The sequence below is a fragment of the Variovorax sp. 10N432 genome (assembly GCF_056394465.1).
The window spans coordinates 176,946-189,154 of the sequence record NZ_JBFTHX010000006.1 but is presented as its reverse complement, the minus strand read 5'-3'; the positions used below and the strand labels follow the sequence as shown (position 1 = coordinate 189,154).

The following is a 12,209-nucleotide window of genomic DNA, read 5'->3' as shown; positions in this document are numbered from 1 at the left end:
ACGCCATCCTGGATCCAGAAATCTCTCCTCACAGTTTCGACAGGACTTTCACGATGTCAGACACCCCTTCCCTGCCCAGACGCTCATTCCTGGGAGCCACGGCAATCGGAATCGTCGCCACCCGGCTCGCCACCGGGACCGCTTTCGCCCAAGCCGCGGGTTCGCCCGGCAGACAGCAGGCATCGCCGCTGAAGCGCCTCCAGCCGCTGAAACACATCGTCGCCGGCGTCCTCGACATCGAGTACTTCGAAATCGACCCGGCCAACGGCGCGCCTGTGATTCTTCTGCATGGCTGGCCCTACGACATCCATACGTACGCCGACGTCGCCCCCTTGCTGGCCGCGGCCGGCCACCGGGTGATCGTTCCGTACCTGCGCGGGTACGGTGGGACCCGGTTTCTTTCGGACAAGACCCCTCGCAATGGTCAGCAGAGCGCGCTGGCAGCCGATGTCATCGCCCTGATGGACGCACTGAAGATCGAGAAGGCGACGCTTGCCGGCTGCGACTGGGGCGCGCGAACGGCCTGCATCGTGGCGGCGCTTTGGCCCCAACGGGTCACCGCGCTGGTCTCCGTCAGCGGCTATCTGATCGGCAGCCAGCAGGCCGGCCAAATTCCCTTGTCACCGCAGGCTGAAGCGCAGTGGTGGTACCAGTACTACTTCGCCACCGAACGGGGCCGGCTGGGCTACGAGCGGAATCGCAAGGAGTTCGCCAAGCTGATCTGGCAGACCGCGTCTCCGAAGTGGGGCTTCGATCCCGCGACCTTCGAACGCAGCGCGGCCGCCTTCGACAACCCGGACCACGTCAGCATCGTGATCGACAACTATCGGTGGCGCATCGGCCTCGCCGATGGCGAGGCGAGGTTTCGCGACCTCGAGGCCCGGCTGGCGCAGGCTCCCGTCATCGCGGTACCGACGATCACCCTGGAGGGCGATGCAAACGGTGCGCCGCATCCCGAGCCCAGCGCCTACGCGAAGAAGTTCTCGGGGCCTTACGAGCACCGGCTCGTCAGCGGCGGCATCGGACACAACCTGCCCCAGGAGGCACCTGAAGCCTTCGCGGCGGCCGTGCTCGACGTGACCCGTCTTTGAGACTTTTCATCCAAGCAAGGAGCAAAGCCATGAACAAGCTCTTGTCAGAGGCCGTGGACGCCCATGGCGGACTCGACCGTTGGCACAGTTTCAACAGTGTCCGGGCCACGATCGTCAGTGGCGGGCAGCTGTTCATCCGCAAGGGCATGCCCCAGGACCCGACGCCGCGAGAAATGACCGTCTCGCTGCACGTGCAGCAGGCATCGCTTGCGCCCTTCGGGGCGCCTGACCAGCGCACCAGATTCACAGCCGATCGCGTCGCCATCGAAAAGCTGGACGGCACCGTGGTCGCCGAGCGCTGCGACCCGCGCTCGTCCTTCGCCGGCCACGCGCTGGCGACACCCTGGGACCCGTTGCAGCGCGCCTACTTCAACGGCTACGCGTTGTGGATCTATCTCACGTCGCCGTTTGCCCTTGCCATGCCCGGATTCGTCGTCGAAGACATCGAACCCTGGCAGGAAGGCAAGGAAAGCTGGCGCGGACTGCGCGCGACCTTTCCGGCCGCGATCGCCAGTCACAGCACCACGCAAGAGTTCTATTTTGGAGATGACGGCCTGCTGCGGCGGCATGACTACCGGGTCGATGTCGCCGGCGGGTTTGCAGCAGCGCAGTACGTTGACCAAATACAGGAATCCGCCGGTATCAAGTTCCCGACCCGGCGGCGCGCGTACATGAGAGACGACCAAGGGCGGCCGATGCTCGACGCCGAAATGGTGTTCATCGACATCAGCAACATCCGCCTCGATTGAATCGACCGGGTTCAACCGCGCAACGATCTGAACCCCGAGCGCAGCTCCGCAGCGAAGACCTCCGGTTGCTCCCACGCTGCGAAGTGCCCGCCCTTGTCGAGCCTGCCGTAATGGACGAGCTTGGGATACGCCCGCTCGGTCCAGCTGCGCGGCGCCGTGTAGATCTCGTCGGGAAAGGCGCTGACCGCGACAGGGATGGCGACGCCCTTCGGTGCGAAGAAGGCCAGCTTGCTTTCCCAGTAGAGACGAGCCGAAGACACGCCCGTGTTCGTCAGCCAGTACAGCGTGACGTTGTCGAGGATGTCGGTGCGCGTGAGCCCCTCGGGCCGACCGGCGAAGACACGCGAGATGAGCGCGTAGCTGCGGGCGTCGTGGTCGAGCATCCAGGCGGCGAGCCCGATGGGGGAATCGTCGATCCCGTAGAGGGTCTGGGGACGCTTGCTCATCTCCTGGGCGTAGGACAGACCATTCTTGTAGAAGAAGTCGAGCTGTTCGTAGGCGTACTTCTCGTCGGCCGCGAGGCCGGTCGGCGCCGGTCCGCCGGACTGCAGCGCCTTGGCGATCTCGTCGGGGATCGTCGCAGGCATGTTGGTGTGGATGCCGACCAGCCCGGGAGGCCTCAGCAAGGCCATCTGCTCGGTGACTGCATTGCCCCAGTCGCCACCTTGTGCCACGTAGCGCGTGTAGCCAAGGCGCTCCATCAGAACCACCCATGCGCGCGCGACGCGGATGGGGTCCCAGCCGAGAGTCGTGGGTTTTCCCGAGAATCCATGCCCCGGCAACGACGGAATCACGATGTCGAACGCATCCGATGCCGTGCCGCCATGCGCCGTCGGATCGGTCAGCGGATCGATGATCTTCAGCTGCTCGACGATCGAACCGGGCCAACCGTGCGTGACGATCACCGGCAGCGCGTCGGGATGTTTCGAATGAACGTGGATGAAATGAATGTCCACCCCGTCAATCGTCGTCATGAACTGGGGCCATCTGTTCAGCCTCGACTCGAACTTGCGCCAGTCGTAGTCCGTCTGCCATGTTCGCGCGAGTTCGCGCATCGTTGCGAGTTGCACGCCTTGCGACGCGTCCGTCACCAGTTCCCGCGAAGGCCATCTCGTCGAGGCGATCCGGCGGCGCAGGTCGGTGAGCTCGGACTGCGGTGCGTGGAAGGCGAAGGGGCGGATCCGGGCATCGTCGCCGACGAGACCCGCAACGGGCGCCGCGGCGACTTCATCGGGGCGGGATTGCGCCAGGGCGAACGCCGAGGGACTGGTCAGAAGCGCGGCCGTCGATCCGGCAAGAAAGTGACGCCGCGACAGCGGCGAGGACTGTGTTTTTTCGAGGGAATTCATGGGGATGGGCTTTCAATTTGAAGATCAAGTGGGAAGCTGGCGCTGCGCTGAGCGCAGCGCCGTCTTTTTCAATCGGCGGCAGCTTCTTCGATCAACGCGGCGACCTCGTCGGGGTGAGAGGCCAGAACGGCGTGCGACGCGCCCGGAACCGCAACGGTGTGCTTCGAGCCCGCGCGTCGCGCCATGAACGCGAGCAGTGGCGGCGCGATGGCCTTGTCGGCCGTGCCGTAGATGAACCTCGACGGCAGAGCCTTCCACGCAGGGGCGCCGGCCGTGTCGGCGAACGCAGCCTCGGCGACGGGTCTTTGCGTGGCCGCGAGCAGGGCCGCGACGCGCTCGGGAACGTCCGCTGCAACCTGCTCGCGGTACTTGGCTTGCTGGACGTAGAGATCCTTGCCGCCACCGGGCAGGGCCACCGGAACCAGCGCCGAGCCCAGCGTGCTGCCGGGGAACCGTGCCCCCAGTTCACCGAGCGCCTCGCCGCTTTCCGGCGCGAACGCGGCCACGAACACGAGGCCCTTGACGTTGGCCTTGCCTTCGGCGGCGTTCGAGATCACGGCACCGCCGTACGAGTGGCCCACCATGACGACGGGCCCGGGGATGGTGTCCACCAGATTGGCCACGTAGGCCGAATCGCTTCGCAGCCCGCGCAAGGGATTGGCCACGGCCACGACGGGGTAGCCCTTCGCCAGCAGCCGCTCGATGACGGCTTCCCAGCTCAGGGACTCGGCGAAGGCGCCATGGACGAGGACGATGGTCGGTACTGGCGATGGCGCTGCCGCGTGCGCGGCCGGATGGAGCAAGGCGGCGGCGACGAACAGAAGCGCGAGGCAGGCGTTCTGCAGGGTTCGAAGCGCGGTCGTGGGTGTGTTCATGACAGCCCCCTCAGATGATGTTGAAGGTCACGTCGAGGTTGCCGCGGGTCGCTCTCGAGTAGGGGCAGGTCTGATGCGCCTCGCGGACCAAGGCCTCCACCAGCGGGCGATTCAATCCCGGCACGTGGACGTCGAGTCGCGCCCGGAGCGAAAAGATGCCATCAGTGATGCCAAGGTCAACTTCGGCATCGACAGCGACATCCGCGGGCAAGGCAATGCTCCGCGCCTTTGCCGCCAGGCCGATGGCACCCATGAAGCAAGCCGACCACCCGACGGCAAACAGCTGCTCCGGGTTGGTGCCCGGCCTGTTGCTGCCTGGGCTGCTCAGCTTCACATCGAGAGCGCCGTCGCTGGACTTTCCAGCGCCATCGCGTCCGCCCGTGGTGTGGGTCTTGGCGGTGTAGAGAACCTTGTCGATCTCATTGATCATGATCATTCCTTCAGATGGATGGGAGATTGGGAGTCATTCGCAGCGATTCAGTGCAGGTCGGTTTTCGACGGGACCTGGTCAATGCCTGTACCCGTCGATCCCACCAAGCATTCGCATTTCGAAGATAGGTGTCCTCGCCGACTTTCAAATGCCGTATTCCCCCCCTTTTCAGACATCGTGATGCTGGGAGAGCCGATTGGAATTCCGAGCGCCGCGTGTTTGTGGGGAGCCGACCTATGGGTAGACAATGCCCGGTGGCCAACTTCGAACCACCGCATTTCCGACCCTTGACCGGCGTCTACGAGCCGTCTGCGATCCGGCAATTGCCGGATGGGCGTCTTCTTGTGGTCGAAGACGAGAAGAACCATCCATTCACTCTGGTCACGATCGACGCAGGCAATGTCCACAGCGTTGCGCTCACCGCCACCCTGCTCCAGCTCTTCAGTGACTTTTGGAAACTGGACGATCTTGAGGGCCTTGCCTTGGATCGAGCGGGCTTCTTCTACGCCATCACCTCGCATTCTCGTGACGACGAGGGCCACGCGAAGAAATCGCGCGAGCGACTGGTGCGCTTCCGGGTCGAGGGGAATCGGGTCGTCGCACCGAGGGTCGTTCGAGGATTGAAGGAAGCCCTGACGAAGCAGCATCCTGTGCTGGCCTCAGCCGCCGGGATCCGGGAGGTCAAAGCCGCTGGCGGTCTCAACATCGAAGCGTTGGAATTCGATCCGATCGAGCATCATTTGTTGATCGGATTTCGCAGCCCGCTGCATGAAGGCCGCGCGATCATTGCCGCGATCGTCAATCCGGCGGCGATCTTCGAGGCGGGGGAAGAGCCCCGCCTTTCGCCCCAACTCGACGAACTGGACCTCGATGGCCATGGCATCCGCGCCTTGTCTTTCCTTCCCGCACTGGGACAGTACCTGGTCATCGGCGGACCCGTTTCCCGCGCGCCTGGCCAGTTCTCTCTCTGGCTCTGGAATGGCTGGCGAAGCAACGCTGTGGGCCGCCTCGTGGTTCCGGGCCTGAAGGACCTGGCGCGCGTCGAGGGGGTGAGCCCGGCAGTCATTGACAGGGCTGCGGGAATCATCATGGTCAGCGATGACGGTGACCGCAAGGCCCGACGGCCAGCGAACTATCTTTGGATTGGCCTCGATCAACTGCAGCCTGCGTCTTGATGCTGTGCCTGTCCGGGGAGTCGGCAGGAACGACGCGGCTAAGGCGTCGGGTAGTCCCACACATCGGGCGGCAGCTTGTCCTTGAGCGATGCGTACATGGCGTCGCGGAACAGCTTCAGCGCCGGATACGGACGCAGCGCAATCGTGCGCTCCACGATCAGTCCTCGCTCGTCGTCCACGATGACCTCCAGGCTCTCGAGCTTGCGGCCTTCGATGGTCCCTTCCCAGCGCAAGAAGGTGGTGCGGTCATCGAGCTTGACCTCCGCTGTGTAGGTGCCGCTGCCGCGCGTGGAGCTCGACTGGGCAAAGATCGCTGCGACGGGTTCCCGCCCCTCGATCGGGCGGACCAGGATCGGGCTGTTGAATACGACGTTCTCGGCCAGCAGCGTGCTCACCTGGGCGGGTGTGGCGCTACCGGATTCGCGTAGTTTGCGCAGGGGGTGCATGGTGGCTCCTCGGAGGTTTGACGGGTTGCGTCTCGCAAGACGACAAACGCACTGTAGGAGAGGCACCGCGAGAGAAAAAGCCGCTTTGCCGCAATCCGTTTTTCACGCTTTCGGAATAGTCACCGCGTTGGCGGCAGAGCCAGGCACTGACGAATCACTGCGGCCAGAATGCCGACGCCTTCATGGATCTCAGGCACCGTCAGGCCGGCATAGCCAAGAATGAGACCGGCGGGTCGCCTGCGCGTTCGAGTCTCAGGTTCGGCAAAAAGCGGCGACAGTGGATAGACGCCAAGCCCACGCGCCAGCGCGGCCGCCTGCAGCGCCGGTTCGTCCCGGGCGCTCAGTGCGGGCAGCATGAGCACGCCATGCAGGCCTGCGGCGGTGCCGATCAGTTGCCCGCGACCCGCAAGCTGCTCTTCGACAGCCATCAGCAGCGCCTTGCGGCGCTTTTCGTTCTCGCGCCGCAGACGACGAACATGGCGCTCATACGCGCCTTCCTCGATCAGCGCGGCCAGCACGTTCTGCTCCCAGCGGGCCGAGTGGCGGTCCGTCAGTCGCTTGGCTTCTCCAAAGACCCGCCTCAGTTCTCGCGGGAGCACCAGATAGCCCAGGCGCAACTGCGGCGAAAGGGCCTTGGAGAAGCTGCCGGCATAGATGACGCGGCTGTCGGTGTCCATGGATTGCAGCGCGTCGATGGGTCGCTGGCCGTAGCGGAATTCCCCGCCGTAGTCGTCCTCGATGATCCACGCGCCGTGGCGGCTTGCCCATTGCAGCAGTTCAAGCCGGCGCGTGATGGGCAGCACAGCGCCCATCGGGAACTGGTGCGACGGCGTCACGAAGGCCAGGCGCGCGCGGCCGTCGGTCGGAAGGCTCGCCGTGTCCAGGCCGCACGCATCGACGGGCACCGGCAAGGCCTGCGCGCCCGTGGCCTCGAAGCAGTAGCGCGCCATCCGATAGCCCGGATCTTCGAAGACGAAGGCGTCACCCGGATTCAGCAGCAGCCGGGCGCACAGGTCCAGGCCCTGCTGCGACCCGTGCACGATGAGGATCTGGTCCACCGTGCAGGCCAGGCCACGCGCGCGGCGCAGGTAGCCGTGCAGCGCACTGCGCAGGCGCTCTTCGCCCTCGGGCTGACTGTCGTGGCGACTCTCCTGGCGCTGCAGCAGTTCGCTCCGGTAGGCACGCTGCCAACCCAGCGCCGGAAAATCACGCGAAGCCACCGCGCCGTACCGGAAGTCGATGCGGGCCAGCGGCGACGACATGCTGTAGGGCTGCAGGGCCGCGACCCGCTGGCCGTAGAGTGAGAGCGTCGGCGCCGCATCTTCTTTCCGCGTCGATCTCGCATGCTCTCGTCTGCTCCCCGCGCCGATGGCGCTGGCTACCCGCGCGGCCTTGCCGGCCGACGTCTGGACAAAACCCTCGGCGGCCAGTTGCTCGTAGGCGGCCGTGACCGTGGTGCGCGAAACGGCCAGTTCGGCCGCCAGGGCCCGCGTCGATGCGAGCCTGGTGCCCTGAGCGAGCACGCCCTCCTCGATCTGCGCACGCAGCATGCGGTAGATGCGACGCTCGGCGCCGCGCGCGCCGGCAAGGGGTGGCTGTGAAAACTGGCCCATGAAGAAACCCAGGAACTGGCACTTCCCATTGTGCCGCCCAGGCCGGATATTCGGGCTTCAAGCACACCGAACAGCCCGCACCGCACCGACCGGCACACAGCACCATGGACCTGAGCGCTACCACCATCCTCGTCACCTTCGCGGGCGTCTTCCTGATCTGCTTCATGAAGGGCGCCTTCGGCGGCGGCTTTGCCATCGTCGGGATCCCACTGCTCTCCTTGGTGATGGACCCGGTGAAGGCCGGCGGCCTGCTTGCTCCGCTGTTCATCGCCATGGACCTGTTCAGCCTGCGCTACTGGAAGCCCTCCACCTGGTCCAGGCCGGACCTGAAGTTGCTGGTGCCGGGGCTGGTGGCGGGCATCGGCATCGGCATCGGCTATGCGTTGTTTCGCTTTCTGGACCACCGCGCCATCGCCATCGTGATGGCGGCCATCACCCTGACTTTCGTCGCTCTCTGGTTCAAGAGCGGGGGTCAGGTGAAGGTGCGGCCGCGTTCGTCGCCCAAGGCCGTGGCCGCCGGCCTCTCGTCCGGCATCACGACCATGGTGGCGCATTCGGGCGGGCCGCCGCTGGCCATGTACCTGTTGCCGCTGGGCCTGAGCAAGCAACTCTATGCCGGGACGACCAGCATGTTCTTCACGGTGGGAAACATCCTGAAGGCCGTGCCGTGGTTGCTGCTGGCCCGTCCGACAGGACAGGTCTGGATCCTGATGGGAATCTGCTTGCTTGCCATCCCTTCAGGTGTCTGGCTGGGCTGGCGACTGCATGAAAAGCTGGATCAGCGCCAGATGTACCGGGCCTCCTACAGCCTGTTGATCCTCACGGCTCTGAAGCTTCTGTGGGATGGCGTTTCTGGCTATCTCGCCTGAGATGCTCGAACGCCGGCTTTCGTGCCGCGGCGACCACTCATTCCATCGAATCGTTCATTGTTCCTGGCCGACGAAAAGTCCATTTCAAAGCGTCCACTGGAAAACGAGGCCGCCCAGGCCTAGAGTGATCTCGAAGGTTCCCAGGAACCGCAAGGAGACAGCAATGAAACTATGGAAATCCATTGAAGCGCACCACGGGGACTTGGGCGCCGCTCTCTTCATTCTTCCCTGTCTGCTGGCGACGTTCTCGATGGCGGGAATCGCGTTCGGCGTTGCCTTGCTCCTCGCGTAGCCCCGCAGAGAACGCACGCATCGATTGTTTCGAGTTCATCAACGGACCAGTGCGGGATCAAGGGGTTTTCTTTGCCGCGTTCTGCCGCAAACTTCTCCCCACAGGGCGGTCGTTCACTGTCCTGATCCACCCAAGCTTTTGAAGGACCTGAAATGAACACCACCACCAAGATCATCGCTGCCGCCGCAGTCTCTCTCCTTGCCGCCATCGGCGCCCAGGCCGAAACCTACGAGGGCGTTCAAGCGTCCGTCTCTGCCAACGCGCGCGCCGATGTGCGTGGCCAGGCCGTGGTTGCCGCACACAGCGACAACCCCTATGCCGAAGCCGTCTCCTCGCGCGTGGCAGCCGCTCCGACCGGCCTGACCGGTCGCGGTGCCGTCCGCAGCACTGCGGTCGCCGCCGCCCACAGCGCGAATCCGTACGCTGAGGGCTACGGCCAGGGCGTCACCTCCGTGTCTTCGGGCGCGGTCGATCGCTCCGCCGTGCGCGCCCAGGCATTTGCTGCCGCGCATGGCCAGCAGCTGCCCCTGTAAATCGGCCCCACGTACAAACGCCGTCTGCGGTTCTCGCAGACGGCGTTTTCTTTTGGGAAGACGGAAGCTCACGCGCTCCTGGCGAGCGGGATCATGCGGCCTCCAGAACGTGAGCGGTCGCGGCCTGGTAGCGCTGCGCGGCATGGGAGCGCGACAGGTTCGGACCCAGCGCCTTGCGAGCCGCATCGAAGCGCTCCCATTCGCCGAGGTCGGGCAGCGAAGGAATGGTCGCCAGTTCCCCCTGATCGAAGCCGGCGAGCGCCGCATCGACCATCTCCTCGGCACGCATCACGATCTCGCCGGGAAGGTGTTCCACCGGTGTGCCGGCAACGTTCCAGAAGTCGGTGCTGGTCGCCCCCGGCAGCACGGCCTGGACACGAATTCCCCTCGGACCCAGCTCATGGTGCAGCGATTGCGTGAAGGCGAGCACGAAGGCCTTGCTGCCGCCGTAGGTGCCATTGAGCAGTTCGGGCGCCACCGCCACGATCGACGCGATGTTGATGATCGCGCCCTTTCCCCGGCGCGCCATGCCCACGGCAACGGCGCGGGTGAGCCGCGCCAGCGCCGTCACGTTGAGCTGGATCATGTCCTCGAGCCGATCGGGGTCCGAGTCGATGAGCGCGCTGGTGGCGCCCACGCCCGCGTTGTTGACCAGCAGTTCGATGCGGTCGTCTGACAGCAGCCGCTGTTCGACCCGCCGCAGGTCGTCTTTGGCCGTCAGGTCGGCGGGCAGCAGCTCGACATGGCGGCCCGATTCGGATCGGATGCGCTCGGCGAGCGCGCTCAGCTTGGCGACATCGCGCGCCACGAGGATCAGGTCATGGCCCCGCTTGGCAAGCCTGTCGGCATAGATCGCGCCGATGCCGCTGGAGGCGCCCGTCACCAGTGCGATGGGCTTGGAGTGGTCGGTCGGTTTCATCTGGAGTCCTTTCGAGTCGGGTGGATTGACAGGTTCGAAGATAGCGATGTAAGGTCTGTCCTGAATGACAAACTTCCCTCGTTTTAAGCCAACATGAAACGCATCGGACTCGTCGTCTTTCCCGGCTTCCAGATCCTCGACATGGCGGCGGCCTCGGTCTTCGAGATGGCCAACCTCGAAGTGGCCGATCCGGCCTACGAGATCGATGTCGTCTCCGAGTCCGGCGGCGCCGTCAAGAGCTCGCTCGGCGCCGCGGTCCAGACGATCGCGCTGGACCCGGGCGCCTACGACACGCTGCTCGTGACAGGGGCCACCGTGGTGCCGACGTCATCGCCGAAGCTCCTGCGCTTGCTTGCGCGCGCGATCGAGCCGACGCGGCGCATGACGAGCATCTGCACCGGCGCATTCGTCTTGGCCAACGCCGGCCTGCTCCACGCGCGGCGCGTCACCACCCATTGGTGCTTTGCGAGAGAACTCCAGCGCCAGTTCCCGTCCTTGCGTGTCGAAGAAGACCGCATCTTCGTGCGCGACGGCACGGTCTGGACCTCGGCCGGCATGACCGCCTGCATCGACCTCGCGATCGCGCTCGTCGAGGAAGACCTGGGCGTCGACGTTTCGCGCGCCGTGGCGAAGAAGCTCGTCGTGCACCATCGCCGGGCCGGCGGGCAATCGCAGTTCTCGATGCTGTCGGAGCTCGAGTCGCAGTCGGACCGCATCCAGGCGGCATTGACCTACGCCAAGGATCACCTGCACAAGGACCTGTCGGTCGAGACGCTGGCCCACACCGCGCACATGAGCCCGCGCCACTTCAGCCGCGAGTTCCGGCAGAGCACCGGGCAATCGCCCGCGCGCGCCGTCGAGCGCTTGCGCGCGGCAACGGCCCGCATCCTGGTCGAGGCCGACACATTGAGCATCGAACGCATCGCGAGCAAGACCGGCTTCTCCGACCCCGAACGCATGCGACGGGCATTCCTGCGCCTCTTCGGGCAGCCGCCGCAAGCCCTCAAGCGAGCAGCGCGTGCGCGCCACACCGCCACCTCGACGGCCGCCTGAGGTGCAGCGATTGTTGTCGATTCCGCAATGGCGCTTTGAGCCGCGCGCGCTGTCTCGGCATCGCTCCTATCGGTAGAGTGCCGTGAACGAACACGCCACGTCATCTCGCATGGACAGCATCCCGATTCCCTTCGACGCCGATCACCTGCTGACGCGCGAACGGCTGGTCACCGGTTCGATGATCGAGTCGCTGCGGGCCAATGCGCCGGCAGGCGTCAGGATCAGGACCGACGCCGAAATGGAGCAGACGCTCGAAGCCGCGCTCGGCGCCCACGACCCGGGCGCGGACCTGCACGTCTTCGGCTACGGTTCGCTCATGTGGAACCCGGCCATGGATGCAGCGCATGCCAGCATCGGGCGCGTGCAAGGCTGGCACCGCAGCTTCTGCATCCGCACTTTGCTGGGGCGCGGATCGCAGCAGGCGCCCGGTGCCATGCTGGGCCTGGACAGGGGCGGCGCCTGCCGCGGGGTCCTCTACCGCATCGACGCGGCGAAGGTGCGCACCGAGCTGCGGCTGCTCTGGCGACGGGAAATGTTCGCCGGCACCTACGACGCCCACTGGGTGCCGGCCAGGAACAGCACAGGCGCGATTCGGGCCCTGACCTTCGTCGTCGACCGACGGCACGAGCGCTATATCGGAGGGCATCCGATCCCCGACGTCGCGCGGCTGATCCGCACCGGCAACGGCGCGATCGGCAGCTCGCGCGCGTACTTCGATGCGACGCTGCGGACGCTCGAAAGGCTGGGCATCCGCGACGCCGGCATGGAGCGGCTGCAGGCGGCGATCCTGCTCGGGGATTCAGGCGCGGCCTGAT

Annotated in this window: 14 protein-coding genes; 8 read left to right on the top strand and 6 right to left on the bottom strand. The window is 65.5% G+C overall.

Translation table 11 applies throughout. The features are described from left to right. Nucleotides 1-53 precede the first annotated feature (53 nt). Both AC1DF3_RS10000 and AC1DF3_RS09995 read left to right on the top strand, forming a co-directional pair. Nucleotides 54-1,091, top strand: coding sequence for an alpha/beta fold hydrolase (locus tag AC1DF3_RS10000; protein WP_478139540.1), 1,038 nt, complete (start codon nucleotides 54-56; stop codon nucleotides 1,089-1,091). A gap of 29 nt (nucleotides 1,092-1,120) precedes the next feature. Then, complete coding sequence (locus AC1DF3_RS09995) at nucleotides 1,121-1,840, top strand: hypothetical protein (RefSeq protein WP_286531169.1); 720 nt, start codon at nucleotides 1,121-1,123, stop codon at nucleotides 1,838-1,840. Nucleotides 1,841-1,851: 11 nt separating this feature from the next. On the opposite strand, the gene AC1DF3_RS09990 is transcribed toward AC1DF3_RS09995, so the two are convergent. The 3 genes from AC1DF3_RS09990 to AC1DF3_RS09980 form a co-directional block, all read right to left on the bottom strand. Continuing rightward, nucleotides 1,852-3,189 (bottom strand): epoxide hydrolase family protein, encoded by a 1,338-nt coding sequence (locus tag AC1DF3_RS09990; protein WP_478139539.1) that lies wholly within the window; start codon nucleotides 3,187-3,189, stop codon nucleotides 1,852-1,854. Nucleotides 3,190-3,257: 68 nt separating this feature from the next. After that, nucleotides 3,258-4,064: an alpha/beta fold hydrolase gene (locus AC1DF3_RS09985; RefSeq protein ID WP_478139538.1), complete on the bottom strand. Its 807-nt coding sequence runs from the start codon at nucleotides 4,062-4,064 to the stop codon at nucleotides 3,258-3,260. A gap of 10 nt (nucleotides 4,065-4,074) precedes the next feature. Continuing rightward, complete coding sequence (locus AC1DF3_RS09980; RefSeq protein ID WP_286531166.1) at nucleotides 4,075-4,494, bottom strand: organic hydroperoxide resistance protein; 420 nt, start codon at nucleotides 4,492-4,494, stop codon at nucleotides 4,075-4,077. A gap of 287 nt (nucleotides 4,495-4,781) precedes the next feature. Here AC1DF3_RS09980 and AC1DF3_RS09975 point away from each other — a divergent pair, with 287 nt between their 5' ends. Continuing rightward, on the top strand, nucleotides 4,782-5,669 hold the full coding sequence (locus tag AC1DF3_RS09975; protein WP_286531164.1) for a DUF3616 domain-containing protein: 888 nt from the start codon (nucleotides 4,782-4,784) through the stop codon (nucleotides 5,667-5,669). Nucleotides 5,670-5,707: 38 nt separating this feature from the next. Here AC1DF3_RS09975 and AC1DF3_RS09970 read toward each other — a convergent pair whose 3' ends face one another. Continuing rightward, entirely contained in the window at nucleotides 5,708-6,115 is a 408-nt protein-coding gene (locus AC1DF3_RS09970; RefSeq protein WP_478139537.1) for a hypothetical protein, read from the bottom strand. Nucleotides 6,116-6,234: 119 nt separating this feature from the next. Further along, nucleotides 6,235-7,728, bottom strand: a complete 1,494-nt coding sequence (gene pdxR, locus AC1DF3_RS09965; RefSeq protein WP_478139536.1) for a MocR-like pyridoxine biosynthesis transcription factor PdxR — start codon at nucleotides 7,726-7,728, stop codon at nucleotides 6,235-6,237. Nucleotides 7,729-7,832: 104 nt separating this feature from the next. Between pdxR and AC1DF3_RS09960 the strand changes: the two genes are divergently transcribed. From AC1DF3_RS09960 to AC1DF3_RS09950, 3 genes are all read left to right on the top strand, one after another. Next, a complete protein-coding gene (locus AC1DF3_RS09960; RefSeq protein WP_478139535.1) occupies nucleotides 7,833-8,597 on the top strand; it encodes a sulfite exporter TauE/SafE family protein in 765 nt (254 codons plus the stop codon). 163 nt (nucleotides 8,598-8,760) lie between these two features. Then, the gene (locus AC1DF3_RS09955) at nucleotides 8,761-8,889 is read left to right on the top strand and encodes a hypothetical protein (protein ID WP_286531155.1); all 129 of its coding nucleotides are present in this window, start codon (nucleotides 8,761-8,763) and stop codon (nucleotides 8,887-8,889) included. Nucleotides 8,890-9,041: 152 nt separating this feature from the next. Further along, nucleotides 9,042-9,422 (top strand): helicase SNF2, encoded by a 381-nt coding sequence (locus AC1DF3_RS09950; RefSeq protein WP_478139534.1) that lies wholly within the window; start codon nucleotides 9,042-9,044, stop codon nucleotides 9,420-9,422. A 91-nt stretch (nucleotides 9,423-9,513) separates the two neighbouring features. Here the strand turns inward: AC1DF3_RS09950 and AC1DF3_RS09945 are convergent, their stop codons facing one another. Continuing rightward, nucleotides 9,514-10,341 (bottom strand): SDR family NAD(P)-dependent oxidoreductase, encoded by an 828-nt coding sequence (locus AC1DF3_RS09945; protein WP_478139533.1) that lies wholly within the window; start codon nucleotides 10,339-10,341, stop codon nucleotides 9,514-9,516. A 93-nt stretch (nucleotides 10,342-10,434) separates the two neighbouring features. Here AC1DF3_RS09945 and AC1DF3_RS09940 point away from each other — a divergent pair, with 93 nt between their 5' ends. Next, nucleotides 10,435-11,394: a GlxA family transcriptional regulator gene (locus tag AC1DF3_RS09940; RefSeq protein ID WP_478139532.1), complete on the top strand. Its 960-nt coding sequence runs from the start codon at nucleotides 10,435-10,437 to the stop codon at nucleotides 11,392-11,394. 109 nt (nucleotides 11,395-11,503) lie between these two features. After that, nucleotides 11,504-12,208: a gamma-glutamylcyclotransferase gene (locus tag AC1DF3_RS09935; RefSeq protein WP_478139531.1), complete on the top strand. Its 705-nt coding sequence runs from the start codon at nucleotides 11,504-11,506 to the stop codon at nucleotides 12,206-12,208. The last annotated feature ends 1 nt before the right edge of the window (nucleotide 12,209 follow it).

Bases quoted from the DNA above. Each gene is read 5' to 3' on its own strand.
- AC1DF3_RS09940 (WP_478139532.1), top strand. From the start codon at position 10,435: ATGAAACGCATCGGACTCGTCGTCTTTCCCGGCTTCCAGATCCTCGAC.
- AC1DF3_RS09980 (WP_286531166.1), bottom strand. From the start codon at position 4,494: ATGATCAATGAGATCGACAAGGTTCTCTACACCGCCAAGACCCACACC.
- AC1DF3_RS09995 (WP_286531169.1), top strand. From the start codon at position 1,121: ATGAACAAGCTCTTGTCAGAGGCCGTGGACGCCCATGGCGGACTCGAC.
- AC1DF3_RS09945 (WP_478139533.1), bottom strand. From the start codon at position 10,341: ATGAAACCGACCGACCACTCCAAGCCCATCGCACTGGTGACGGGCGCC.
- AC1DF3_RS09990 (WP_478139539.1), bottom strand. From the start codon at position 3,189: ATGAATTCCCTCGAAAAAACACAGTCCTCGCCGCTGTCGCGGCGTCAC.
- AC1DF3_RS09955 (WP_286531155.1), top strand. From the start codon at position 8,761: ATGAAACTATGGAAATCCATTGAAGCGCACCACGGGGACTTGGGCGCC.
- AC1DF3_RS09970 (WP_478139537.1), bottom strand. From the start codon at position 6,115: ATGCACCCCCTGCGCAAACTACGCGAATCCGGTAGCGCCACACCCGCC.
- AC1DF3_RS10000 (WP_478139540.1), top strand. From the start codon at position 54: ATGTCAGACACCCCTTCCCTGCCCAGACGCTCATTCCTGGGAGCCACG.
- AC1DF3_RS09985 (WP_478139538.1), bottom strand. From the start codon at position 4,064: ATGAACACACCCACGACCGCGCTTCGAACCCTGCAGAACGCCTGCCTC.
- AC1DF3_RS09950 (WP_478139534.1), top strand. From the start codon at position 9,042: ATGAACACCACCACCAAGATCATCGCTGCCGCCGCAGTCTCTCTCCTT.
- pdxR (WP_478139536.1), bottom strand. From the start codon at position 7,728: ATGGGCCAGTTTTCACAGCCACCCCTTGCCGGCGCGCGCGGCGCCGAG.
- AC1DF3_RS09960 (WP_478139535.1), top strand. From the start codon at position 7,833: ATGGACCTGAGCGCTACCACCATCCTCGTCACCTTCGCGGGCGTCTTC.
- AC1DF3_RS09935 (WP_478139531.1), top strand. From the start codon at position 11,504: ATGGACAGCATCCCGATTCCCTTCGACGCCGATCACCTGCTGACGCGC.